We start from the raw sequence: 23,534 nt of genomic DNA on the forward strand, positions 1-23,534 counted from the left end.
ACGAAAGAGAAGTTGTGAGGAAGTTGCAAAGAAACTGCGAAGAAAGGAAAATCTGGATAAAAAGGCGCTACACTAGGAGTGGAGGGATGACCATGAATGTACTATTGATTGAAGATGAACAAAAATTAGCGCAGGTGACGGCACGCTTCCTGCGTCACCATGCGTATGAGGTAACGATTGCTGGTTCGTTAGCGGAGGCGAAACAATGTCTGACGGCAGCGTTCGATGCTGTCTTAATCGACGTCCGCTTGCCGGACGGTGACGGTTGGTCGCTCGTACCAAGTATCAAATCACAAGTCCAGCCGCCGGTCGTCTTCATGATGACATCGCGCGGGGAGGCGGATGACCGTGTCTTCGGACTCGAACTCGGTGCCGATGATTATCTCGTCAAACCGGTCGTCCTGAAAGAGTTGACGATCCGGCTCGAACGGGCATTGAAAGTCCGTCCGGTCGCTCGCCATGCGTTCGGTGACTTGACGATCGACGAGAAGGGACGCCAAGTCAAAACAGGTGAGCGGGCAGTCAGTCTCGCGAAGATGGAATTCGAACTATTGCTTTACTTTATCGAACATCTCGGGGAAGCACTGAGCCGGGATCAGATTCTTGATGACGTCTGGGGGTACGCATTCGGAGGCGATACCCGGACCGTCGACACGCACGTCAAACAATTGCGCGATAAGCTACCCGTCATTAAACAACAATTGAAGACGGTGCACCGGGTCGGCTATCGATTGGAGGCGATCGAATGAAACAACGTCCTTTGATCCGAAAATTCTTATACGCCGTCATCGGTCCCTTGCTGGTGATGGGCGTCCTCAGTTTCGTCTTGACGGCGTTCCTCGTCAATCGGTTCGCGGAAGGCGAACGGTACGATCAACTCGCGCGGGAAGCGAACATCATCAAACAGGCGATTGAAGCCGACACGCCAATTCCGCGTGACATTCAAGGTTTTTTGACGACCGATGGATTAACGCAACGGATCGGTGCGCGTGGACCAGCGGGACGGTTACCACTTTTAGATGGGCTGAAGAAAAAAGACGTCATCGAAGTGCAAGGCGAACGGTTGCTGACATATCAGCTGACCGTTGACGGAACGCGGATCACGACGGTCCGGCAAGCGCCATTAGCAAGTAGCGCCCTCGACGGTGTTTACATCGCGATCGGACTCGCGTTACTCGTGACGTTGCTGCTCGCATCACTGCTTGCTTACTACATGGGACGACACTTGACACGACCGATCGTGACGCTCCGGTCCGTCGCCCAAAAGATTGGTGCGGGCGAGACAGACGTCGTCCTGCCGGCACGACCGAAGGATGAAGTCGGGGAGTTGATTGAAGCCGTCGATGAGATGCAGACACAACTCAAACAAAAGGATCATCTGCAAAAGACGTTCATCGCCGGTATCACCCATGACTTGCGGACGCCGCTCGCAATCATTCGAAACGAGACCGAGGCGCTCGCGGCAGGTGTCATTCCCGTCGCCGAACTGCCCGACGTGACGACGAGCATCATCGAGGAGACGGATCGACTCGGTCATCTGATTGACGAGACGTTACTTTATTCGAAGCTTGCCGGTGGACGGATGCCGCTTGAAAAGACGGATGTGGCACTCGATGAACTCGTGCTTGGGACAGTTGAACGTCTGCGTGGAACGTTCATACAGGCAGGACTGACGCTGGCGATGGAGCTACAACCGATGAGGCAATCCCTTGATCCACGGATGTTCGAACGTGTCCTGATCAATTTCTTGATGAACGCCCGCTTTGCTTCACCCGTCGGTGGAACGGTCACCGTTCGTTTAACGCATGACGAATTGACGGTCGAGGATGAAGGAGCGGGAGTCCGAACAGAAGACCGGGCGACGATCTGGGACGTCTACGTCAAACAAGAAGGCAGTGCCGGGCATGGACTCGGTCTTGCGATCAGTCGGATGATTCTCGATAGTCATCAATTCGACTATGGTGTTCGCGACCGAAGTGGTGGGGGAGCGGTGTTCTACGTTCGATTTTGATGGGATAGAATGGTAGGGGATTCTGACGAACGATTCCGTCATCCTTGCTTTCCACAGGCGGGAGTAAGCCGCGGCATCTTGCACTCCGTACCATCTGCCGGGTCTTACTAGTCCCTGACGAAAGTGCTATTGGCACTTTCTTTTCCTGTAGGAGTCGCGGATGAGCTACTTCGTTCTGAAATAGGGACACGAAAAAGGAGAACAGTTTCCGTATCACACAGAAACTGTTCTCCTATTAATGTTGGTAGAAGTTAAAGATCATTCGCCTTCGTTCGCATGAACAAGACTTGGTTTGACGAGGGTGTAGAACTCATCGCTCATTCCGACACGGCTACCCATCTGGCAAGCGAGTTCGAGTGTTTCCTTATAGAAGTTCGCGACAAGATCATGGTTCTTGATGTGCTCATCTTGCATCGCCTTTTTGACCCCGAGGACGACCTTGTCAATTTGCTCATCAGCATCATTACGGACCGGCACGACGTTTTCTGGAAGATCGACTTCCTTATCGTGTCCATTGAAGCGGAACGATGCCCCGAATCCGAGGTGCTCGAGGAAGAAGTGCGGTAACAGTTTACTAGCGAAGAACTGATGCCATTCCGTCTCTTTCATTGCTTCCATGTCACGCTTGAACGACGTCGTTGCGAGTGCGTAACGATCGTGTGTATCCTTCATGAACTTCTCGAGGATCGGAACCTGCATTGCAAACGCATTCTTGAGCAAGTTATCGAGCTGTTCTTGCGTTAATTGTTCTTGTTCAGTCATCGCTTTAACCCCATTTCGTTTCGTTATCCCTATCGTAAGAAATTTAGACAATTCCGTCAAATCTTTTTCGAGAATAGAGTTTACCTATTTCACAAAAGGGAATCCATTACTATCAATCATTTTAGGGGGAGTCAGCATGAAACGAATCGCAATGACAGGAGTCTTACTCGGAGCATGTCTGACTCCGGTGACCGGCTTTGCTGCAAGTAACGTGACATATAGCAAAGGAGTCGTCGCGAACAAGACGTTCGGCTATACGGTCAAGACGACGGACGCGTTGAAAAAGGCGATCCAGCAAGACAAAGTCGAGCTCGTCAAGAACAAGACGGTCAAGTCAAAATACGGTGTCATCACGCGGAGCGGTACGTTCGCGTTGTATTATAAAGTCAAAGGAGCGGATCAGCTGCTCGTCAACTTGAACTACGAGCCGAAGAAGCTCTCGAAAAAACAGTTCGACCGTGAAATCGGATATGGTACATATCTCGGGACGAAAGGTAGCAAAACCTACTACTACGTCTTACCGACGGAAGCCGTCAAAGGGGCTGTCGGCAAAAAAGCGATCGAGAACTTGATCGTCAAGGACGTCCCGCAGATGATGAAGACATTCAAACTGCAATGAGCACTAGCTTTTGCTAGTGCTTCTTTTGTTCGTTCGGTATAGTTGAAAATGAGGTGAATGAATATGGAATGGAACGTCACAGACGTCAAACAAACAACAGATGTATTACAACTCGAAAAATGTGTCAACGATCACGATGGCATTGAATTAAAGGTCGCGGCGGATTGGGTCGGCGAGAACGATTTCGCAATCTATGATGGTGAGCAACTCGTCGGGTACTTACAAGCATTCGCGTACTTACCGACGGAGTGGGAATTGAACGTCTTCGTTGATCCGGATTATCGGAAACAAGGCATATTCACGGCACTCGTTGAAGCAGCACGAGCGCGGGCAACGGAAGCAGGCGTCGAAGCATTCACGTTCGTCATTGACGACGCAAGTCAGTCAGGTCAAGCTGTCCTCGAAGGATTAGGTGCTGAGTACCGGATGACCGAGTACAACATGATTTTGAAAAAGGCGCAGCTGTTCTTAAAAGCAGATCCGGATTTCGAATTACGCGAAGCGACAGCGGACGACCGCCCGTTCATCGTCGAGACGCTCGGCAAATCGTTTGGGAACACGGACGAAGAAGCAGAATCAATTTATCAAGCAATCGAATCCGACGACCGGATCACGTTCATCGGTGTCGCGAGCGGCAAACCGGTCGGTGTCATCCGTGCCTATCTCGCTTCCGATACACAAGCGAGCATCCATGCGTTTGCCGTCCGTCCGGAAGCACAAGGTAATGGTTACGGCAAAAAGATGCTGAAGCTGATGGTTCAAGCGTTGTTCCGGACAGGTCGGACACAACTCGAACTCGACGTCGAGACGGATAATGATCGTGCACTCGATCTCTACAAAGAGGCAGGATTCGTCGTCCATCGTGGCTATCAGTTCCACGTGTTGGCGGTTTAAAATAATGAGCGATTGACGGATATTCCAGTGCATGCTGGATGCTCAAGTTGCTCCACTCCTACAGGAAAAAGCGCATTTGCGCTGTTAGAGACAAACAAGACCCTGCTCTTCGCTTGAAACGAAAGAGTCGCGGCTTGTGTCTCGCCTGAGGAAGGGAGCAAGACTTGAGTACATTCGTCGATCGCTTTTTATTTGTTATTTTACAAACTAAACAAAAACGTTGGAACCTTTTCTGCGATCCGTCGTATACTAGACATATGGAAAAAAAGAGGAGGCGACGTCATGGAGAGTCGACAGGATTCATTGCGGACGTTGAAGTGGGTATCAGGTGGAATGGAAGCGGTGCTCGGGATTCCGCTCTTAGGTGGTTCGATCGTCATTTTCTCAGGTTATAATGCTCTGTGGTTGATGCTCGCGTTTCACATCGTCGTCGTCGTATTGACGGCACGCGCAGGAAATGTCTCAAAAGGGAACATCGTCGGAATCGTCGCATCAACAGTCGGTGTCATTCCAGTCGTCGGGATGTTCTTGCACATGGCAGCAGCGATCACGATTTTGGTCGATGCAGCACTCAGTAACCGCATCGTTACACGAACACATGTCAAACACGTCGAACCGATTCAACCACGACCGGTCCGTCGGGAACAAGAAAAACAAGAAGACCACCCGTTCTGAGTTTTTTTCGTTGACAGCGAAAAACAAGCCGTGTAAAGTAAACAACAAGTTAAGCCATATCAATTACATCGACGACGCGGAGTAAGTATCGTCAACACTGCCGACCAAGCGAGTCAGGAATGGTGAGAGCCTGACACGGTAAGCTGAACGAGAATGGACCGCTGAGAGCCTGTTGAACCTTCGATTAGACAGGACGGTTGCCCCCGTTACCGGGCTAGCTGGTTGTTGGACCAGCGACAAGTGGAGACGATTTTTCGTCTCAATCAGAGGTGGCACCGCGCGGATACAGGCGTCCTCTATGCATTAGCTGTTAGCTATGCGTAGAGGACGCCTTTTGTTGTACGTCAAATGCCGAATCATCCAACGCTCATCATATTTCTCAGGAGGCACTACACATGAAAAAAACATTGATCGCAGCGGCGAGCACGGCAGTTTTACTCGCAGGATGTGCAACGACAGAACCAGCAGAAGATAAAAAAGCGGATAAGAAGGTCCTGCATACGATGGAAAGTTACGATCTCCTGTCGGTCGATCCGGCAGATGCCATCACGTCAAACATCTTCAACCAAATCTACGAAGGACTCTATCGCTTCGATGAGAAGAATGAACTCGTTCCGGCGGCAGCAAAATCACATAACGTGTCAGAGGACGGGAAGGTCTATACGTTCAAGCTTGACCCGAATGCAAAATGGTCAGACGGAAAACCTGTCACAGCGGAGAACTTCCGTTATGCGTTCGAACGTGTCGTAAAAACGAACTCACCGTTTGCTTACTTGCTTGAGCCGGTCGAAAAAACGACGGCAGTCGACAATGAGACACTCCAGATCGAATTGAAACGTCCGACGCCGTACTTCCTCAGCATGACGACGTTCGGCACCTATATGCCGGTCCGCGAAGATATCGTCAAAGCAGAAGGCGACCAGTTCGGAACAGATCCAAAGACGAACGTCTACAACGGACCATTCACGTTTAAGAAATATCAAGCCGAGCAAGGTTATACGCTCGCGAAGAACGCTGAGTATGCAGACCGGAAGAATGTCAAAATCGACGAAGTCGACGTCAAAATCATCAAGGATCCGATGCTTGCGATCAACTTGTTCGAATCCGGTGAACTTGATGTCGTACCACTCAACTCGGAGAACGTCGTCACGTACAAGGATCAAAAAGAGTACAACACTTTCAGCGATTCGCGGATGTTCTTCATCCGGATGAACGAAAAAACGGATGCTTTGAAGGATAAGAAAACACGCCAAGCAATCGACGCAGCGTACGATAAAAAAGCGATGACGGAAACGTTGCTTGGAAACGGATCACTCCCTGCGGACTACATCGTACCGCAAGAACTTGATCCGAAATACGATAGTGCGCGTCAAATCGAATCGTCGTACGATGTTACGGCAGCAAACAAAGTGCTGGCGAAGCAAAACCTTGAGCTGACGATGTTGATTGAAGATGACGATGTCTCAAAAAAAATCGGCGAGTACATCCAAGGCGCATTGAAGAAACAGAACGTCGACGTCAAACTGTTGTCACTACCGAAGAAAGAACGTCTCGCCCGTGAAGGACGAGGGGATTACGATTTGTCACTCGCGAGCTGGGCGCCGGACTATCAGGATGCGACGACATACCTGAACTTGTTCACGACAGGTAACCCGTTCAACATGATGGATTACTCGAATAAACAGTATGACCGTCTTTTGAAACAGGCTGAAAGTGAACTCGATCAAGACAAACGTCTCGCGTTACTCAGTAAAGCGGAAAGTGTGTTGCTCGACGATCAAGCGATCTCACCTGTCTACCAACGGAAGAATGCTTTCCTGCAAAACACAGAAGTCACACATCTTGCCCGCCACAATGTCGGAACGGATATCTCATATAAGTATGTCGAGATTGAGCGGAAATAATAGTACGGTAACGAGTGATGGATGAAGCGGTCCATCACTCTTTTTGATGTATTTTTGTCAGTTCACTGGGAATCGTTTTTGAAAATCGGGTCAACTGACTTAAAACGGTTACAAAAGAAACCGATAGAGAGGACGGTGAAAGAAGATACAGGAAAGGGAGTTTCGGTTATGCGTAAATTACGAAGCAACTTGAAGGTACGGTTATTCTTTTGGGTCTTAGCTATCTCAGTCATCACGAGTGGTATCTCAGCCCAGCTTGTGCTTTATCTCCACCGTGGACTTGATGTCGCGGATACGAACGCGATTTGGATTGGAGCAGGGATCGGTTTACTGTTATCGCTGATTGGAACGTCGTTGACGCAATTAATCCTACGTCAACCGATCAAAGCGATCGAAAAAGCAACAGAAACGGCACGCGAAGTCGCGAACGGCAACTTCAACGTCGATTTCGAGGAAGCGAAACGCGGCGATGAAGTCGACCAACTAATGCACGAACTCGAAGTCATGGTCTTACATATCCGCAAACAGGCGACGCAGATGGGCAGTTCAAGCGATAAGCTGACAGCGTCCGCGCAAGAAATCGCAGCAGCAGTTCAAGAAGGCAATGCGTCCGGTGAAAGCATCCGTTCAGCGATGGCAGAGTTATCCGCAAAGATGAACGAAAACGTCGATCAAGCCTACTTGTCGATGGATGCGCTCGGTGCCGTCAAACGGACGATGGATGAAGTTGCAAAAGAGATGAACGAAGCATTGAAATCAGCGACAGTCATGCAGACGGAAGCCCAAAACGGGAAGACACTCGCAACAGATTCCGTCGAAGCGATGCATATGATTTCGAAGAAGATGGAACAGTCAGCGACACTCAATGGTCGTTTGACGGACATGACAGGCGAAATCTCACGGATCACGGATGTCATTAGTGATATCTCAGCACAGACGAACTTGCTCAGTTTGAATGCATCGATTGAAGCGGCACGAGCAGGAGAAGCAGGACGTGGATTTGCCGTCGTCGCAGCAGAAGTCAAGAAGCTCGCGGAACAGACAGCGACATCCGCAAAAGAAATCACTGATTTGATTTCTGGTGTTAAACGTCTTGTTAATGATACGGCGAACGCGATGACCGATGTTCAAAGTGAAGTCGCGACAGGTGTTGGACTTGTTGAACAAGCAGGATCGTCATTCGAAGAGATTCATCATTCGACAGAAAATGTCTACTCACGTGTGAAATCGGTTGACCAGCTTGTCGTCAAATCGGATCAAGAGATTGACCAAGTCGGCTTAACGACTGCGAACATCCTTGCAATGGTTGAGGAAGCATCAAAACACGCAGAGCAAGTCTTGCAGGCATCAAGCCATCAAGCGGCTTCGCTCAGTGAAGTTAATGGCGCGATGGAAGAACTAGTTGCGGTAGCGGAGCAATTACAGGAAGAGACAGGCGCAACACGTCTTTGAGTAATGAGCAATCGTACATCCTAAAACAGGATGTACGATTTTTTTTGGATTTTTTTGAAAAAAGCATTAAACATTTGGGGAGAACGACGATATATAGAGTGGAAGCAGTCATCGACTAATTCTACCGTGTCGCCCTTGGGCCGGCCAGGGGGCACATCTCGGAGAAGATGGATCTTCAAAGAGACAAAAAATTGATCCTATGGAGGGAAATTACAATGATTATCAATCACAACATTACAGCACTTAACACGCACAACAAGTTGTCTGCAGCTTCTGCAGCACAAAGCAAGTCAATGGAGAAACTCGCTTCAGGTCTTCGCATCAACAAAGCGGGCGACGATGCAGCAGGTCTTTCAATTTCTGAAAAAATGCGTGCTCAAGTTCGTGGACTTGATCAAGCCTCACGAAATGCACAAGATGGTATTTCAATGATTCAAACAGCTGAAGGAGCTTTAAATGAAGTACACGCAATTTCTCAACGTATGCGTGAGTTAGCGGTTCAAGGTGCTAACGAAACAAATAATAGCGATGATAAAGGCGCGATTCTAGATGAATTAGAACAGTTAGAAACTGAAATCAATCGTGTTTCTAAAACTACAGCATTCAACGATAAAAAATTATTGAATGGTGATCTATCCGCTAAGTTAGATTCAACTTCTGAATTAAAAGTAGGTACTGCAGCAGGTGCGGGTTCTGTAATTTCTGCAATTGATGTATCTGGAGCTTTAGCTAATCGTGACTATCAGTTTTCATACGATGATACGACTGATAAGTTAACGTTAACAAGAAGTGGAGATAACGTTGCTCAAACTATTACGTTACCTGCTACTGCTGGCGACTCTAAAACTCTATCGTTTAATGAATTGGGAATTAGTTTAACAGTCAGTGGTACAACTACAGCAGACCTTATTGGTGCAGCATTAGAAACAGCAGCTACTGATACGATTAAAACTGCAGCAGGAAGTGGAGCGGCAGAATTTTTAATTGGTACAAAAGGAGGATCAGATGAAACTCTATCTGTATCTTTCGGAAAATACGACGCTTCGACAATTGGTAACATTGAATCTGCGAATGGTTCAGATACCATCGAACTAGCTTTGAATAAATTACAAGCTGCTAATGGATTAAGTAAATCGAATTTTGAAAACTTAATATCTACAATGGATCGTTCAATTAAAGATATTTCAACACAACGTTCTTCTTTAGGTGCTAATCAAAACCGTCTAGAACATACAATCAACAACTTGAAAACATCGTCTGAAAATATCACAGCGGCTGAATCACGCGTTCGTGACGTTGATATGGCTAAAGAAATGATGAATCAAACAAAGAACTCGATTCTTGCACAAGCTGCACAAGCAATGTTGGCTCAATCGAATCAAACACCGCAGGGCGTTCTTCAACTCCTCCGATGAACGATTCTACTGGGCGTCTAATCTGGTAACGGATTAGATCATGACTGGGTGAATTGCTGGAACTCCTGAGAGCCTTGATGTACGACAACGTGGCTGGAAACGGCGAGCGTGACCGTTCTGAAAAACATCAAGGATTGGACAATCAGCAGCCAAGCACCTGTAGGGAAACCTTGGTGAAGGTTCAACGACTAGGATAGACGACCTAATGGATTTGTCCGATGGTTATGAAATCCGTACTCCGTAAACGGCGGGGGAAGTGCCCAGCTCCTAGTAAATCTAGGATGAAGATATAGTCTTATCATTAGCGAAAGCTAATGCGCGTAGCAAGCGAACCAACAGCCGCAAGGCGTTCTCCAATTACTCCGTTAATCGTAATTGGCACATTTCAATTGTTCAGGTCACGGACTCGTTCCGTGACTTTTTTTGATGGCATTGAGTTTGGCGTAGATTGACCATGTCGAACGATTTAAACGTTGTGCGATTTCTGGTACAGGAACTTGATTTGCTGTGTCATTCATCAGTTGTTCAAGTTCTGATGCACTGAAGTGCCGATTTGGCTTTGTGCTTAAGACTTTTACATACGGGTGATCTTGTTGTATTTGCTTCATTCGAATTTCCCAATCGAGTTTATAAGAAAAATCGGGTAACTGATTTACATAGGGTGTCAAATAATCAAGAAACTGGATCGTATCTTCAAAACGAGTTGTTCGCAAGAAATATCCAGAACCATTTGACGTTTTGGCTACTCTGAAATGGAGTCGAAAATTATGATTTAACCATTCACAAAAGAGTGTTAGTGACTGTTTAGGGAAGGACTGAAGATAAAGTGCGATTGTAGGAGAAACAATCAGTTGTTTTTTAGATGTGAGACGCTTTGAGACAATTAGTGAGCCGTCATCAAGATACAGGGTCAATAAGAAAAGCGGATGATTGCATGAGGGAAGTAAAGCGAAAGGAACATCTTTTTGATCAGATGGATAAAAGTAAGGATAAAGTTCCGTAAATAAAGGAAGTGAGCGTGACACTAAGTTGTTTTGACGAATATATAACAAACCAGGAAGTTGTTGTCGCTTCCATTCCCGATAAAATCGCTGTGACTCCCCAAAGTGTTCGCGATAACTATTGTTCTTTCGCCTAGAACCTGGGTAACACTTTGTAATTTCTCCATCTCCGAGAATACTGGCCAATAAAATAGCTTGTTGTGACGATGATAGATCGTTTAGCAGAAGCATTAGAGTACCTCCTTCTATATAGGATCATATGTTCTAATTACCCCGAAATCATCTTCCTTAAATTAATACTTATAAAATATCTAATTCAGCCGATATACTACATAGAGAACAAATAAGGAGTGACCGACTATGAATTCCATTAATACGGAAATTCGCCTTCATCTGCCTTCGAACGTCCTACCGTACGAAGCGACACGTAATGTGTTTGTGGAAGCGAATCAGGAAGCGCTAGCAGAAGAAGGAGTCGTTGTCCTACCGACACCGCAACACATCACGAAACTTGAGACGGCGATGGAGCAGGCGAATGTAAAACTTGAACTGCAACGGACAGGACTTAAATTCGTCAAGCATGAAAAATTAAACGAATATTACATTCAAGTTGTTGATACGAATAATAACGTCGTCCAGGAAATTCCGAGTAAAAAAGAACTCGATTTCTTTGCGGCATTCATGGAATTTAATCAATTAATCGATAAACGGATTTAACAGAAAGGACTGATTGGATGGCAGGTATTCGACTGAGCGGTTTAGCAAGTGGGATTGATACAGAAACGATGATTAAACAATTGATGCAGGCGGAACGGGCACCGGTCGATCGGTTATCGCAAAAGAAACAGACACTGACGTGGCAACGTGATGCTTATCGAGAAATGAACCGGGCATTACTTGATTTCCGAACAGCTGCAAGCGATATGCTGTTATCGAAGAACTATCAATCAAAAACCGTCACCAGTTCCAATCCGACGGCGTTGACGGTAACGGCAAGTCCGGGTGCACCAGCCGGAAGTTTGACGATTGACAGCATTGACCAGCTCGCTAGCGCCGCTTCAGTAACGATGGTCGCAACAAGCGGAAAGAAAAGTGATGCAACCCTTGAAGAGAGTGGATTGTTCACGAAAGATGCGAATGGCAAAATCAATGTTCAAATCAATACATTTGATGCAGCAGGTGTAGCGGTGACGGAGACATTGCAGCTGGATGCAACACAAAAGATATCGGATTTGACAGCGGCAGTCAATGGTAAAACAAGCCTCGGAATGAACGCAGTCTTCAATGATCTAACAGGAAAACTCGTCTTAACAAAAACAAGTACCGGTAACTTAAATCCTGCAGGAGCGGACATCTCGATCGTCGATGCATCAGATAATACTGCGAAGGTTAATTCACAAGACGGCTCATTCGGTCGTGAAGGACAGAATGCGAAGTATACGATTGGTGGACAACAGCTCGAACAGACGACTAATACGTTCGCGCAAAACGGTCTGACAATCACGTTGAATAACGTCTCGACGACAGCGACGACAATCAATACGACGCTCGATACACAGAAAAACTTTGACTCGATCAAGAATTTCGTTGATAAATACAACGAGGTCATTGATAAGATGAACAAAAAGGTTCGTGAAGAGAAGTATCGGGACTACCAACCCTTGACAGATGCCCAGCGCAAGGAACTCAGCGAAGATGAAGTCAAGAAGTGGGAAGAAAAAGCGATGAGTGGTGTTTTAAAGAACGATAGTTACTTACAGGACGGACTTAATCAGTTTCGGAGTGCGATTTCGTCAAAAATTGATACTGGTTACTCTTATACTTCTGGAACCAATACAATTCAACTTCAGTCTATGTCACAAATCGGAATTACTTCAACGAGTGATTTCCGTGACGGCGGGAAGCTGAAAATCGATGAGACAAAACTGAAGAAAATGCTCGAAGAACAGCCGGAAGGCGTCTATAAGCTATTTACCGCTGATGCGCCGGAACCGACGAAGGATGCGCAAGGGAATACGATTCCGAATGGACTTGACGGTTTTGTCCGGCAAATTCAAGGATTTGCGACAACACTTCGTGATAAGATTTCCGGTGTTGCCGGACGGGACGGAGCGGTTGCGACGACATATCGACTCGGAAAGTCACTCGCTGATCTCGATAAGAGTATGCTGTCGTGGGAAGATAAGCTGAAACGAAAAGAAGACAGTTACTATCGCCGATTCGCGGCCATGGAACAAGCGATGAACCAGGCGAACAGTCAATCGGCGACGCTTGCTGGCTATCTCGGACAAGGATAAAAAGGAGGAAGCGCAATGAACCCTTATGCTACGTATCAGACGAACTCGGTAACGACAGCGTTACCTCAAGACTTAACATTGATGTTATATGAAGGACTAATTAAATTCTCGATGCTTGCAAAACGAGCAATTGAACAGAAGATGATTGAACAAAAAAATACGAATATCCAAAAAGCACAAGCCATCATCAGTGAGTTGCAATTAACGCTCAATCAATCAATTGCGCTATCGAAAGACTTAAACAGTCTGTATGACTACATGCAAACACGCTTAATCGATGCCAACGTCAAAAACGATCTCGTTGCAATCGACGAAGTGATCGGCTTTGCCGAAGAATTCCGCGAGACGTGGAAAGAAGCGATGAAACTCGCACGGCAACGATGAGTCCGCTCGATCCGCTTCGCCTGAAGACGAAACGACTGATTGAATTACTTGATCAAACGCCGAATGAAGAGACGTATGACGAATGGATCGAGAAGATTCAAGGCCTGCTGAATGAACGGGAAGCGTTCATTGCGGCGCACTCGAATCTACTAGCGGGTGCTAATCAAGCCGTCATCCAGGAACTCGTCGCGGATAGTCGGAAAATCGACTTGAAATTATCGGCGGAAACGGCTAAATTAGGGGTACAAATCAGTCAGTTGCGTCAGACGCAAACGAGTCGTAAATCGTACGTTGATCCGTACGAGGAAGTCGATCATAGTTTTTCACCGTATTTTGATTCTCGTCAGTAACTTTCTTGTGTGAGGGAGGGATCTTTCGTGACCAAGCGGGAAGACAAGAAGCGTCCCGTACCGCAGCCGTATTTCCAATCGGACGGCTCGTACGATCAGTTCATTGAACCGGACGTCGAATCGGAATCATGGGAAGAGTTCGAACGCCCTGTCTCCGATGCACCAGATGCTTATGAGGAAGAAAAATATCGTCGTGAGTCGTAAGCTTATGAAAAATGCCCTGTCCATTTCATGGAGAGGGCATTTTACCTTTTATTTAAAGCGATACGCGTTCTTCTCTTCTTGCTTGACGTTACATCGCTTCATCGGCGCGAATCAATAATAGACTCGTCGTCCGACCATCCTCAAGGTGACGAGCGGTGCTAATTGACGGCGTGACCTGCATCGCGGTCGCATGAAAGAAAAAGGGGGCGTTTAAGCGAAGGAGGACGTTCTCGGCGTAGGTAATCGTCTCCGCGCGACTACGAGCAGTGAAAAAAAATCCTTGTTGCGTCTACTGACGAACAAGGATCAGTCCTGCTCTTGCACCCATTCCCAGTGGGTCCGTGCGTCTTTTTTGATTTTGTCTGTAGCTTCTTGACTTTGGAATAAACGACCATACCACAGGCGAGCTTGTTCTTTATCTTGCGTCACAGCGTATAAATCAGCGATTCGCAGTAAAAGGACGTCTTCCGGAAGCCCGCTCTCTTTGACGGACGTGTAGTTGTCGTAAAGCGAGACATACTTCTCGATCGCTCGGCTCGCCCAGAGTTGTTCTTCGTTCTGTTGACCGGTCAACCGGTGTAACCAGGACAAGCGCACACCGAGCATTGCTTGGATGGCTGGTTTTTGCTCCGTCACTTGAGCCGTATAGAGACAGAGCTTATAGAGCTGGATCGCCTGCTCGATCGTCCGCTCCGTGCTAGCGAAAGGCAAGACGGGAAGCGTCGGCAGGATATGATCTTGTAAGGTCGCTCGAACATCTGGCGATAACTTTCCGAACGACTCGTGGAAGAAGAATCGACAATGGCTACACTGGACCGGTTCATAGAGATAGACGTTGACACCTTGATGGCGGATGAAGCCATCAAAGTCGGTCGAGGCAACACGGATATGTCGCGACAGGACACGTTTCGTCTCCGTCGTTTTCAAGCAGTAGGGGCAGGTGCATTTTTTAAGATATAAGTCTGGCATGTTAGGGGAACTCCTCTAATTCTAGATTACACGAAGACGTTGACGAGCATCCCTTTGATTTCGCCGACTTGATCGAGGATATCGAGCCGTCGCGATTCGCCAGAGATGACCGTATCCGTCAACTGGAGGAGCTTCGCATCGACTTGTTCGACGACTTTATAGATCTTCGTCCGACCGCGACGGTTGAAGCCGCGCTTCTCTTCGAGTTGTTGTGATTGGTCGAGGGCATCTTTTAGGAAGTCCTTGATCTTTTCTTTATAGCTTTCGAGGTGCTCGATCGTCTGACTTTCAGCGAGCAGTTGCCCGTGTTCTTCGACGAGCGCGAGCTTTTGTTGCAAGCGCTCATAGCCTTTATGGTCGCGTTTCTCTTGCATCAAGGCAGAGAATGTCGTCGACGCTTCGACTTCACGCGGACCGCCTTTTAAGGACTGGAGTCGTTGCGTTTCTTGGATGCGGCGGATATCCATCGGGTCTGCCTCCTTAGTTGAGTAATTGTAAGACGCCTTGCGGCAAGGCATTCGCTTGAGCGATCATTGCCATCCCCGATTGGTTGAGGATGTTGTATTTCGCATATTCCATCATCTCACGCGCCATATCGGTGTCGCGAATCCGCGACTCTGAAGCCGTCAAGTTCTCGACGCTGACGCTGAGGACGGATGACGTCGCTTCAAACCGGTTCTGAATTGCCCCGAGTTGTGAACGTTGCTGAGAGATCGTATCAATTGCTTTCGTATAATGGCTGATCGCATCATTCGCGTCCGTTGCCGTCATGACGCTGAGGGCGTACTCGGGTGCGTCACCGCTCGAGAAATCAAGCGGACGAATCGAGGAATCAGCTTGTGTCGTTGAACTGACGCCGATCGCAAGGGCTTGCATGTCGTTAATCGTGATCGAAATCCCTTCGTTTGCCCCAGCATTCGTTTGGATGAACAGGGCACTGTCGGCATCGTTGAACTTGCCGCTTAACAACTCTTTGCCGTTGAACTGGGTCGTCTTCGCAATCCGTGAGACCTCGTTTGTTAGCTGATTGATTTCTTCCTGGATTGCTGTCCGGTCTTCGGTCGCGAGTGTTCCGTTCCCAGCTTGGACGGCGAGTTCGCGCATCCGTTGCAAGAGGTTATGTGTTTCACTCAAACCACCTTCAGCCGTTTGAATCATCGAGACGCCGTCAAGAACGTTCTGTTCCGCTTTATCGAGCGCCTTCAAGCGATTGCGCATCTTCTCCGAGATCGCGAGACCAGCTGCATCATCTGCACCCCGGTTGATTTTTTGACCGCTCGATAGTTTATCCATCGTCGTCTTGACGTTCGTCTGGTTGATGCTGAGGTTGCGGTAAGCCTTCAAGGCTTGGACGTTATTCGTGATTCTCATTCGTATTCCATCCCTTCGTATCGTTGATGATGTGCGGCGCGCACGAGTGGTCGATCGACGGTCTGTGCCGCTTGCCAGGTGACGCGTAAGTCTTCTACCAGTTCGAGTAGCTCGTCGAGAACGGCTGGTGTCATATAGACCTGTAACGTTTGCTCAGCAAGATAGTGGTAGAGCGCGTCCAGTTGTGCCGTGATGATGCCACCGTCGTCGTGTAACCCCGCCTGCAATTTGTCGAGTAACTGATAGGCTTTTTGTAAGCGTTCGTTGACCTCGTCAAAGCGATTCGTATCACGTGCGAGAATGGCGCGATCGTATTGAAGGACGAGTCCCGTCAACATCACTTCCGTCAGCTGTTGCGGGGTCATCGCGTAGAGTTCTTGTTCTGTCATGTCTGCCGTCCTTTCGCGTTGTCGAGTTCTTCGATCAGTAAGAGCAGTTCTGCCATCACGTCGTACAGTTGCGGTGGGATCGCCGTCCCAAGGTCGAGATCAAGCAAGTGACCGAGCAGGGACGTATCGTGTTCGATCGCGACCCCGTTCGCCCGTGCTTCTTGCAGGATTCGATCTGCGGCTTGACCACTAGCTCGAGCGACGACGACCGGTGCTTGACCGGATGCTTCATCGTAGCGGAGGACAGCAGCAGTCTTGCGTCCGGTTAAATCGATTTTCTGATACATATCGGTCTCTCCTTTTAGATACGGTAGTCGTAGCCACTTGGTGTCTCGTCTTGCTTGGCGGTTTCCATGACTTGTTCGCGCGTGAACGGACGGAACTGGATCCGGACGTCCTGGTAGCCAGTTGCTTGCAAGGCGTCCGTCGTTCGGTCGAGGAACGGGGTCGCCAGTTGTTCAAGAACCGGGAAATCATTTTCAATCGTGATCTGCATCTTTCGGTTGACGGTCTCAACGCGGACACCGATCTCTCCGAGGCGTGGCGTGTTGAGCTGGACATACAACGTATTGTTTTCCCAGTCGATCACTTCGTCTGGCCGTTTGTTTTGCAAATGGACGTGGAGTCCTGCCGTCGCTTCAACAATTTGGACCGGTAACGCAAGCAGAATCTGATTCAACTGTTGCTGACTGTCCGGTTTATTGACTTGCTGTTGTGCTGCAAGGAATGTTTGCAATTTGGCAGCTTCCGGATTTGCTGCCGGCGTACTCAGTTTCAGTTCCGCCGTCTGGAGCTGAAGTGTCTTTTGGACGGTCTCCTGCAAAAGACGTGGACTGTTCTGTTGCGGCTCATATGGAACGGCTTTTTGTGCCGTTTGTGACGAAGGAAACGGCGCTTGTGGCGGCAGTCCTTGCATCTCCGGTAAGTAAGTCGGACGGACATTTGCTGGCGCATAGCGGAAGGCTTCAAACGCAACCCGGACTTCTTGTAAGACGGCTTTTGCTTCCGTTCCACGCCCGAGTAACGCCAGTTCCGCGCCCCGTTCGAGTTTCGATAAAAAGTGAACTAACTGTTTTTCATCCTTCATCGAGGTATGTAATAAGGCGTCCGTTTGCTGAAAGACTTGTTTTAAGCGTTGCGCCGTACTCTCGATGACGGCGACCATCTGAACCGGACGTGTCTCGACGAGCGGTTCGATCTGGCGGAGTTGGGATACGATCGTTCGCTGTTGGCTCTTGAAATCATTCGTAATCTCAGCAAGTCGTGGCGTCACTTCGCGGACAAGCGTCAAGGCTGATCGGACCGGTTCCGTTTGCCCCGTTACTGGTTCCGGTTGACTTGCTCGTGCCGTCAGACCGATCAGTTGCTCACGGACGCTCGTCTTCGGATCGAGCGGCGCTTGCGGGAAGTAGGGCGCCAGCTGTTTGCGGACCGTCTCGACATCGCCTTGTTCGAGCGTAGCGACGAGTGCCGGGCGTTTCTCCGTTGGTAGGTGTTCGATGTATTGCCGGATATGGAGTGGTGACGCTGTCTCGATCTCGCGTTGCGTCGGGAGTGTCACGCGGGCGACGTCAAGAGCGATGGCTTTTTCGAACGTCGGTTGCTCCGTTAAGGCGTCGCGCTCCGGAAGGACGTCCGAATAGTCTTCCGTCGTCGCAAGGAGACTTGCGATCAAGACGTCGGCGTCAACGGGCAGTGCAGTATCCGGTCGCGACACAAGTTCGAGTGCTAAGTCCTTGTACGTTCCTTGCAGTGCCGTCACAAGCTGGGCGACGATTTCCGGTGTCTGCGGCAATTGACCGCTTGCGAGTAACTTCGCGACGGCTTGCTTCAGTTCTGCAGGCACACCTTCAAGCAAAGCGGGATCGACATTTGATGGAACGGACAGGACAGGTGGCGTTTCCGCGTCAGGTATCGCTGGTGTCAATTGTTCAATCAGGTAACCTTCTGCTGTCTGTCCTTTGACCTTGAACTGGAAATCACCTGTCGGAACGTCGCCTGTGAAGGTCATCTCGATCTTATCCCGACCGACCTGGACGAGAGCCGTATGCGGACCAGTCTGCTCAAGGACCGTTCCTTTATAGGTCTTTGTCTCCAAAAGCGGCGTCTGACCAGGGGATTGCGCCGGACGTGCCGGATTCAATTGGATGTTCATCGAGAAGCCTCCTTGTTTTTTAAAACTGTCATCTCATTATATATCGGCAGAAACCAAAAAGGATTGAGCGAATTCATCGCCCAACCCTGATTTTTTTACGGTTACTCTTTAAGATTTGATTGCATTAAAGCGTTCCTCTAATGTCATCGCGTTCAATTGTTGATAACGAGCCATCAGCTCGCCAGTTGCTTTCATTTGGTTGCGGACGATGTAAGGAGAGGCGTTTACGGGAAGGATCATGCCATTACGAGTCTTGAGCTTCGTCTGTCCGTCTTCCTCGATGACTTCAGACATGTGGCTCCAAGCATACCACTCGCAATCATCACGTTTCGGTGATTTTGTTGGGAAAAACACGAGGCCGAGTGTCGGTTCAATGACGACTGGTACTTTTCCTTTTACAGATGCGACACGTTTTGCGGTCACGATGCGTTCCTCAATGGAACTGTTGTATTGCCTGCAGGAAAGCTGCAGTAGTTGATACGGTCGAAGCGGGGTCATGATGGTCGAGCCATCCTCGAGTACGATGATGGATTGCTTCATCATGTCGTAGCACGGGAGAATCGCCACCGTCCGTTTCGTGATTCGATACTTTTCGTCATTATGGAATGGTCGCATTCGACTACATCCTCCTTAAGATAGGACAATGGATAAAATAGGTAATTACTAACGATATAATACAATAATACAACTGTAATGACAATGTAATTTTTTTAAATATAGAGCAATAAGTAGGGAATATTATTCATTTTTTAGAATGAATTCAAAGTAATCAGAATTTTTAATTGTCAATAATTCCTTCTTTTGATAGACTAAGCCGTAGAGAGCTTGCTCTCGAACTCTGGTTTGCGAAGGGAACGTGAATTTGAATGGAACAAGGTAAAGTAAAATGGTTTAATGCTGAAAAAGGTTATGGATTCATCGAAACGTCTGACGCGAAAGACGTATTCGTACACTTCTCAGCGATTCAAGTCGATGGTTATAAATCACTTGAAGAAGGCGAAGAAGTGGAATTTGAAATCGTTGAAGGCGATCGTGGTCCACAAGCTGCGAACGTTTCAAAGATCTAATCCAATAGCAGCCGCCACCGTTTTTAGGCTATTCGCCTAAAAGCGGTTTTTTGTTTTGAGTTCGATCAAAACGGGTATATACGTTAACATCAACATGCTTCAATATTATCGTACGCTAAGAACAGTAGTGAATGTTCATGAGAATGTCATTGTTCTCATGGTCTTCCTTCACTTATCGTGCTATAATAAAAACGAACCAAAGAATTTCGAATATTCAGAAGGAAACGACTGGAGCATCTCGAATTCATAGGTTCAACCGGTTACTTAAGGAGGAGTTTACATGATCTACAACATTCGCGGTGAAAACTTGGACGTCACAGATGCTCTCAAGGATTACGTCGAGAAAAAGCTTGAAAAGTTAACTCGTTATTTTACAACTCCTACGGAAGCGCAAACGGCTTATGTCAATCTCAAAGTCAACAATGAGAAACAAAAAGTCGAAGTGACGATTCCAATGCCAAACCTCTTGCTCCGTGCTGAGGATGTCAATGGCGACATGTATGCAGCAATCGACCTCGTCGTCGATAAGCTCGAACGTCAGATCCGGAAACACAAAACGAAATTGAACCGGAGAGGGCGCGCTAAAGAAGGCGGCATCGGAGAGTACTTCAAAACGCTCGAAGGACCGGAAGCGGAAGCGCCAGTCTATGAAGAGGACGAGGCAGAACTCGAACTCGTTCGGACGAAGCGTTTCACACTCAAACCAATGGACACGGAAGAAGCGATTCTTCAGATGGACATGCTCGGACACGCATTCTTCGTCTTCTCAGACGCAGAAACGGGCAACACGAACGTCGTCTACCGTCGTAAGGATGGTCGTTACGGTTTGATTGAACCAGAATAATGAATGCAACAGGGACTCGCTCTTACGGGCGAGTCCCTTTTTGATATGATGGAAAACTATTTCTAAACAAGGTACGTTTGCTCTACGACAAAAGACCGAGACCGCTGCTCGGTCCGCTTGTTGAAATTTGACGTCGTATTCGGTACACTGAATAAAGGAAAAATCTCGGAATTCTGTTCGTTCAAAGAATCGTTCGAAGTAAGGGGACTGTAAGGCATGGCTAATTTTCTAAAAGAATTATTTGCACCAACGAAACGTGTCCTGAAGAAAGCCGAAAAAGCAGCAGACGCTGTGGAAGCGCTCGAGACACAAATCGGTGCGTTATCGGATCAAGAACTGGAAGGGAAAGTCGTTGAATTCCGTGAGCGTCTCGCTAACGGAGAAGACTTAGATGATATTTTACCGGAAGCCTTCGCGGTCTGTCGCGAAGTGTCAACACGCGTTCTCGGCATGCGCCACTACCGCGTTCAGTTGATTGGTGGATATGTCCTGCACAATGGGGATATCGCCGAAATGAAGACCGGGGAAGGTAAGACGCTCGTCGCAACACTCCCTGTCTATTTGAATGCTCTCGCTGGCAACGGCGTACACGTCGTTACCGTCAACGAATATCTCGCAAAACGTGACCGTGACATCATGGAGCCGCTTTATGCAGCACTTGGTCTCTCGGTCGGCTTGAATCTCTCAAGCATGTCGCGTCAAGAAAAACAAGCAGCATACAGCTGTGACATCACGTACGGAACGAACAACGAGTTCGGTTTCGATTACTTGCGTGATAACATGGTCCTCTACAAAGAAGACCGCGTTCAACGTCCACTCAGTTATGCCGTCGTCGATGAAGTCGACTCGATTCTCGTCGATGAAGCGCGGACTCCGCTCATCATCTCAGGATCGGCCGAAAAATCGACAGCGCTCTATTCACAAGCCGATGCGTTCGCGAAAATCATGAAGGCAGAGGAAGACTACACGGTCGACATCAAGACGAAGAGTGTCCTGTTGACGGAGCAAGGAATCGACCGTGCTGAAAAATACTTCGGTATTGATAACTTGTTTGGTCTCGAACACGTCGCGCTCAACCATCACTTAAGCCTCGCGCTGCGGGCAAACGCCGTCATGCATCGCGACGTCGACTATATGGTTCGTGAAGACGAAGTCATGATCATCGACCAATTCACGGGTCGTGTCATGGAAGGTCGTCGTTATTCGGAAGGTCTGCACCAAGCAATCGAAGCGAAGGAAGGCGTCGAGATTCAACGCGAATCCATGACCCTTGCGACGATCACGTACCAAAACTTCTTCCGGATGTATACGAAGCTTGCCGGAATGACCGGTACAGCGAAGACGGAGGAAGAAGAGTTCCGTAACATCTACAACATGCACGTCGTACCGGTTCCGACGAACAAGCCGGTCGTCCGAAACGATATGCCGGACTTGATCTTCAAAACGATGAACGGGAAGTTTGCTGCTGTCGCAGACGAAATCGAACGTGCCCACCGTGAAGGACAACCAGTCCTCGTCGGTACGGTTGCCGTCGAGACGTCGGAGTTGCTGAGTAACATCCTCAAAAAACGTGGCATCCGTCACGAAGTCTTGAACGCGAAGAACCATGCACGTGAAGCGGAGATCATCGAGAACGCGGGTCAAGCGAACTCGGTCACGATCGCAACGAACATGGCCGGTCGTGGTACCGACATCAAGCTCGGTCAAGGTGTCTTAGAAAAAGGTGGTCTCTACATCCTTGGGACAGAACGTCACGAATCACGCCGGATCGATAACCAGCTCCGTGGTCGTGCCGGTCGTCAAGGGGATCCAGGTGCATCACAATTCTATCTCTCACTTGAAGATGAATTGATGCGTCGCTTTGGTTCTGATTCGCTGCAGTCGATGATGGATCGTCTCGGAATGGATGATTCGCAACCGATCGAGAGTCGGATGGTGTCTCGTGCCGTTGAATCGGCTCAAAAACGCGTCGAAGGAAATAACTTTGATGCGCGGAAACAAGTCCTCGGCTACGATAACGTCATGGCAGATCAACGGAAAGTCATGTACGCGGACCGGGCAGCGATTCTCGATGCCGGTTCCGTGTCAGATATCGTCCGTCCGATGATCGAGCAGACGATTGAAGCAGGCGTCCATCAATATACGCCGGTCGAGTTCGTACCGGAAGAATGGAGCATCGGTGCACTTGCGGAGTGGGCGAACCAGACGCTTGCGATCGAAGAGAAGGTCACGGAAAGCGACCTCTTCGGAAAAGAACGCGAAGAGATCATCGAGTTGCTCAAAGAGCGCACATTCGCGCACTACGAGCACAAACGGTCAGAAGTCCCAGCAGAAGCATTCGATGAGTTCGAAAAAGTCATCGTCCTACGTGCCGTCGACCAACACTGGATGAACCACATCGATCAGATGGATCAACTCCGTGAAGGGATTCACCTTCGGGCATACGGTCAAAACGACCCGCTCCGTGAATACCAATCAGAAGGTTCGATGATGTTTGATGCGATGAACGCTGCGATCGCTGAAGAAGTGACGCAATTCGTCCTTCGTGCAGATCTCGACCCGAACCTCAAACGCGAAAAAGTCGTCCAAGACGAAGTCGCGGTTTCTGGTAAGGAAGATAAAGCGGTCAAGAAAAAACCGGTCCGGAAAAATCCAAACGACCAAATCGGACGCAATGATCCGTGCTGGTGTGGATCCGGTAAGAAATATAAGAACTGTCACGGCCGTCAGGCATAAGTGATGAATCGACTGAAAGAGAGGCAGGAGATTCC

Annotated in this window: 25 protein-coding genes and 1 other annotated feature; of the genes, 16 read left to right on the plus strand and 9 right to left on the minus strand. The window is 48.4% G+C overall.

The window, feature by feature from the left end:
• Nucleotides 1–92: 92 nt before the first annotated feature.
• The gene (locus HZS85_RS01665) at nt 93–749 is read left to right on the plus strand and encodes a response regulator transcription factor (protein ID WP_214852466.1); all 657 of its coding nucleotides are present in this window, start codon (nt 93–95) and stop codon (nt 747–749) included.
• The gene (locus HZS85_RS01670) at nt 746–2,011 is read left to right on the plus strand and encodes a HAMP domain-containing sensor histidine kinase (protein WP_214852467.1); all 1,266 of its coding nucleotides are present in this window, start codon (nt 746–748) and stop codon (nt 2,009–2,011) included. The genes HZS85_RS01665 and HZS85_RS01670 overlap by 4 nt, the downstream gene beginning before the upstream one ends.
• Before the next feature lie 258 nt (nt 2,012–2,269).
• Here HZS85_RS01670 and HZS85_RS01675 read toward each other — a convergent pair whose 3' ends face one another.
• Complete coding sequence (locus HZS85_RS01675) at nt 2,270–2,773, minus strand: hypothetical protein (protein WP_023469278.1); 504 nt, start codon at nt 2,771–2,773, stop codon at nt 2,270–2,272.
• A gap of 136 nt (nt 2,774–2,909) precedes the next feature.
• Between HZS85_RS01675 and HZS85_RS01680 the strand changes: the two genes are divergently transcribed.
• From HZS85_RS01680 to HZS85_RS01705, 6 genes are all read left to right on the plus strand, one after another.
• On the plus strand, nt 2,910–3,392 hold the full coding sequence (locus HZS85_RS01680) for a hypothetical protein (protein WP_214852469.1): 483 nt from the start codon (nt 2,910–2,912) through the stop codon (nt 3,390–3,392).
• Nucleotides 3,393–3,455: 63 nt separating this feature from the next.
• A complete protein-coding gene (locus tag HZS85_RS01685) occupies nt 3,456–4,286 on the plus strand; it encodes a GNAT family N-acetyltransferase (protein WP_214852471.1) in 831 nt (276 codons plus the stop codon).
• A 282-nt stretch (nt 4,287–4,568) separates the two neighbouring features.
• The gene (locus HZS85_RS01690) at nt 4,569–4,961 is read left to right on the plus strand and encodes a hypothetical protein (protein ID WP_035410070.1); all 393 of its coding nucleotides are present in this window, start codon (nt 4,569–4,571) and stop codon (nt 4,959–4,961) included.
• 62 nt (nt 4,962–5,023) lie between these two features.
• Nucleotides 5,024–5,261 (plus strand) — a binding site (T-box leader).
• 95 nt (nt 5,262–5,356) lie between these two features.
• A complete protein-coding gene (locus tag HZS85_RS01695; RefSeq protein WP_214852473.1) occupies nt 5,357–6,865 on the plus strand; it encodes a peptide ABC transporter substrate-binding protein in 1,509 nt (502 codons plus the stop codon).
• Nucleotides 6,866–7,033: 168 nt separating this feature from the next.
• Nucleotides 7,034–8,317: a methyl-accepting chemotaxis protein gene (locus tag HZS85_RS01700; protein ID WP_214852475.1), complete on the plus strand. Its 1,284-nt coding sequence runs from the start codon at nt 7,034–7,036 to the stop codon at nt 8,315–8,317.
• Between the two features lie 215 nt (nt 8,318–8,532).
• Nucleotides 8,533–9,732: a flagellin N-terminal helical domain-containing protein gene (locus HZS85_RS01705; RefSeq protein ID WP_214852477.1), complete on the plus strand. Its 1,200-nt coding sequence runs from the start codon at nt 8,533–8,535 to the stop codon at nt 9,730–9,732.
• Nucleotides 9,733–10,130: 398 nt separating this feature from the next.
• On the opposite strand, the gene HZS85_RS01710 is transcribed toward HZS85_RS01705, so the two are convergent.
• The gene (locus HZS85_RS01710) at nt 10,131–10,964 is read right to left on the minus strand and encodes an endonuclease (RefSeq protein ID WP_214852479.1); all 834 of its coding nucleotides are present in this window, start codon (nt 10,962–10,964) and stop codon (nt 10,131–10,133) included.
• A 129-nt stretch (nt 10,965–11,093) separates the two neighbouring features.
• Here HZS85_RS01710 and HZS85_RS01715 point away from each other — a divergent pair, with 129 nt between their 5' ends.
• From HZS85_RS01715 to HZS85_RS01735, 5 genes are read left to right on the plus strand one after another with little or no spacing between them, the layout of a single operon-like run.
• Nucleotides 11,094–11,450 (plus strand): flagellar protein FlaG, encoded by a 357-nt coding sequence (locus HZS85_RS01715; RefSeq protein WP_149427783.1) that lies wholly within the window; start codon nt 11,094–11,096, stop codon nt 11,448–11,450.
• Between the two features lie 17 nt (nt 11,451–11,467).
• Entirely contained in the window at nt 11,468–13,030 is a 1,563-nt protein-coding gene (fliD, locus tag HZS85_RS01720) for a flagellar filament capping protein FliD (RefSeq protein ID WP_214852481.1), read from the plus strand.
• A gap of 15 nt (nt 13,031–13,045) precedes the next feature.
• Nucleotides 13,046–13,414 (plus strand): flagellar export chaperone FliS, encoded by a 369-nt coding sequence (fliS, locus tag HZS85_RS01725; RefSeq protein ID WP_035410054.1) that lies wholly within the window; start codon nt 13,046–13,048, stop codon nt 13,412–13,414.
• Complete coding sequence (locus HZS85_RS01730) at nt 13,378–13,764, plus strand: hypothetical protein (protein WP_231496899.1); 387 nt, start codon at nt 13,378–13,380, stop codon at nt 13,762–13,764. Before fliS ends, HZS85_RS01730 begins: the two co-directional genes overlap by 37 nt.
• A 27-nt stretch (nt 13,765–13,791) precedes the next feature.
• Nucleotides 13,792–13,968 carry a hypothetical protein gene (locus HZS85_RS01735; protein ID WP_169738097.1) on the plus strand — a complete coding sequence of 59 codons (177 nt, stop codon included), beginning with the start codon at nt 13,792–13,794 and terminating at the stop codon, nt 13,966–13,968.
• Nucleotides 13,969–14,274: 306 nt separating this feature from the next.
• Here the strand turns inward: HZS85_RS01735 and HZS85_RS01740 are convergent, their stop codons facing one another.
• The 7 genes from HZS85_RS01740 to HZS85_RS01770 all read right to left on the minus strand — a co-directional run bounded on the left by HZS85_RS01740 (nt 14,275) and on the right by HZS85_RS01770 (nt 19,467).
• A complete protein-coding gene (locus tag HZS85_RS01740; RefSeq protein WP_214852483.1) occupies nt 14,275–14,937 on the minus strand; it encodes a DUF2225 domain-containing protein in 663 nt (220 codons plus the stop codon).
• A 26-nt stretch (nt 14,938–14,963) separates the two neighbouring features.
• A complete protein-coding gene (locus tag HZS85_RS01745; protein WP_058705025.1) occupies nt 14,964–15,404 on the minus strand; it encodes a YaaR family protein in 441 nt (146 codons plus the stop codon).
• A 13-nt stretch (nt 15,405–15,417) separates the two neighbouring features.
• Complete coding sequence (locus tag HZS85_RS01750; protein ID WP_214852485.1) at nt 15,418–16,308, minus strand: flagellin N-terminal helical domain-containing protein; 891 nt, start codon at nt 16,306–16,308, stop codon at nt 15,418–15,420.
• Nucleotides 16,305–16,697 (minus strand): flagellar export chaperone FliS, encoded by a 393-nt coding sequence (locus HZS85_RS01755; protein ID WP_214852487.1) that lies wholly within the window; start codon nt 16,695–16,697, stop codon nt 16,305–16,307. Before HZS85_RS01755 ends, HZS85_RS01750 begins: the two co-directional genes overlap by 4 nt.
• Complete coding sequence (locus tag HZS85_RS01760) at nt 16,694–16,984, minus strand: EscU/YscU/HrcU family type III secretion system export apparatus switch protein (protein WP_029342503.1); 291 nt, start codon at nt 16,982–16,984, stop codon at nt 16,694–16,696. The genes HZS85_RS01755 and HZS85_RS01760 overlap by 4 nt, the downstream gene beginning before the upstream one ends.
• Nucleotides 16,985–16,998: 14 nt before the next feature.
• Nucleotides 16,999–18,852: a hypothetical protein gene (locus HZS85_RS01765; RefSeq protein WP_214852494.1), complete on the minus strand. Its 1,854-nt coding sequence runs from the start codon at nt 18,850–18,852 to the stop codon at nt 16,999–17,001.
• A gap of 108 nt (nt 18,853–18,960) precedes the next feature.
• Nucleotides 18,961–19,467 (minus strand): competence protein ComK, encoded by a 507-nt coding sequence (locus HZS85_RS01770; RefSeq protein ID WP_029342501.1) that lies wholly within the window; start codon nt 19,465–19,467, stop codon nt 18,961–18,963.
• Nucleotides 19,468–19,718: 251 nt separating this feature from the next.
• Here HZS85_RS01770 and HZS85_RS01775 point away from each other — a divergent pair, with 251 nt between their 5' ends.
• From HZS85_RS01775 to secA, 3 genes are all read left to right on the plus strand, one after another.
• Nucleotides 19,719–19,919 carry a cold shock domain-containing protein gene (locus HZS85_RS01775; RefSeq protein ID WP_023469248.1) on the plus strand — a complete coding sequence of 67 codons (201 nt, stop codon included), beginning with the start codon at nt 19,719–19,721 and terminating at the stop codon, nt 19,917–19,919.
• Between the two features lie 280 nt (nt 19,920–20,199).
• Entirely contained in the window at nt 20,200–20,763 is a 564-nt protein-coding gene (hpf, locus tag HZS85_RS01780; protein WP_035410035.1) for a ribosome hibernation-promoting factor, HPF/YfiA family, read from the plus strand.
• 216 nt (nt 20,764–20,979) lie between these two features.
• Entirely contained in the window at nt 20,980–23,499 is a 2,520-nt protein-coding gene (gene secA, locus HZS85_RS01785) for a preprotein translocase subunit SecA (RefSeq protein ID WP_214852501.1), read from the plus strand.
• Nucleotides 23,500–23,534 lie beyond the last annotated feature (35 nt).

Source organism: Exiguobacterium sp. s130, assembly GCF_018619055.1.
Classification (GTDB): Bacteria; Bacillota; Bacilli; order Exiguobacteriales; family Exiguobacteriaceae; genus Exiguobacterium_A.

What these genes read in the sequence shown, in the direction of transcription:
- HZS85_RS01700 (WP_214852475.1), top strand. Translation starts at nt 7,034, where the DNA reads ATGCGTAAATTACGAAGCAACTTGAAGGTACGGTTATTCTTTTGGGTC.
- HZS85_RS01695 (WP_214852473.1), top strand. Translation starts at nt 5,357, where the DNA reads ATGAAAAAAACATTGATCGCAGCGGCGAGCACGGCAGTTTTACTCGCA.
- HZS85_RS01705 (WP_214852477.1), top strand. Translation starts at nt 8,533, where the DNA reads ATGATTATCAATCACAACATTACAGCACTTAACACGCACAACAAGTTG.
- HZS85_RS01690 (WP_035410070.1), top strand. Translation starts at nt 4,569, where the DNA reads ATGGAGAGTCGACAGGATTCATTGCGGACGTTGAAGTGGGTATCAGGT.
- HZS85_RS01750 (WP_214852485.1), bottom strand. Translation starts at nt 16,308, where the DNA reads ATGAGAATCACGAATAACGTCCAAGCCTTGAAGGCTTACCGCAACCTC.
- HZS85_RS01770 (WP_029342501.1), bottom strand. Translation starts at nt 19,467, where the DNA reads ATGCGACCATTCCATAATGACGAAAAGTATCGAATCACGAAACGGACG.
- hpf (WP_035410035.1), top strand. Translation starts at nt 20,200, where the DNA reads ATGATCTACAACATTCGCGGTGAAAACTTGGACGTCACAGATGCTCTC.
- HZS85_RS01715 (WP_149427783.1), top strand. Translation starts at nt 11,094, where the DNA reads ATGAATTCCATTAATACGGAAATTCGCCTTCATCTGCCTTCGAACGTC.
- secA (WP_214852501.1), top strand. Translation starts at nt 20,980, where the DNA reads ATGGCTAATTTTCTAAAAGAATTATTTGCACCAACGAAACGTGTCCTG.
- HZS85_RS01710 (WP_214852479.1), bottom strand. Translation starts at nt 10,964, where the DNA reads ATGCTTCTGCTAAACGATCTATCATCGTCACAACAAGCTATTTTATTG.
- HZS85_RS01685 (WP_214852471.1), top strand. Translation starts at nt 3,456, where the DNA reads ATGGAATGGAACGTCACAGACGTCAAACAAACAACAGATGTATTACAA.
- HZS85_RS01745 (WP_058705025.1), bottom strand. Translation starts at nt 15,404, where the DNA reads ATGGATATCCGCCGCATCCAAGAAACGCAACGACTCCAGTCCTTAAAA.
- fliD (WP_214852481.1), top strand. Translation starts at nt 11,468, where the DNA reads ATGGCAGGTATTCGACTGAGCGGTTTAGCAAGTGGGATTGATACAGAA.
- HZS85_RS01755 (WP_214852487.1), bottom strand. Translation starts at nt 16,697, where the DNA reads ATGACAGAACAAGAACTCTACGCGATGACCCCGCAACAGCTGACGGAA.
- HZS85_RS01670 (WP_214852467.1), top strand. Translation starts at nt 746, where the DNA reads ATGAAACAACGTCCTTTGATCCGAAAATTCTTATACGCCGTCATCGGT.
- HZS85_RS01765 (WP_214852494.1), bottom strand. Translation starts at nt 18,852, where the DNA reads ATGAACATCCAATTGAATCCGGCACGTCCGGCGCAATCCCCTGGTCAG.
- HZS85_RS01760 (WP_029342503.1), bottom strand. Translation starts at nt 16,984, where the DNA reads ATGTATCAGAAAATCGATTTAACCGGACGCAAGACTGCTGCTGTCCTC.
- HZS85_RS01680 (WP_214852469.1), top strand. Translation starts at nt 2,910, where the DNA reads ATGAAACGAATCGCAATGACAGGAGTCTTACTCGGAGCATGTCTGACT.
- HZS85_RS01665 (WP_214852466.1), top strand. Translation starts at nt 93, where the DNA reads ATGAATGTACTATTGATTGAAGATGAACAAAAATTAGCGCAGGTGACG.
- HZS85_RS01740 (WP_214852483.1), bottom strand. Translation starts at nt 14,937, where the DNA reads ATGCCAGACTTATATCTTAAAAAATGCACCTGCCCCTACTGCTTGAAA.
- HZS85_RS01675 (WP_023469278.1), bottom strand. Translation starts at nt 2,773, where the DNA reads ATGACTGAACAAGAACAATTAACGCAAGAACAGCTCGATAACTTGCTC.
- fliS (WP_035410054.1), top strand. Translation starts at nt 13,046, where the DNA reads ATGAACCCTTATGCTACGTATCAGACGAACTCGGTAACGACAGCGTTA.
- HZS85_RS01775 (WP_023469248.1), top strand. Translation starts at nt 19,719, where the DNA reads ATGGAACAAGGTAAAGTAAAATGGTTTAATGCTGAAAAAGGTTATGGA.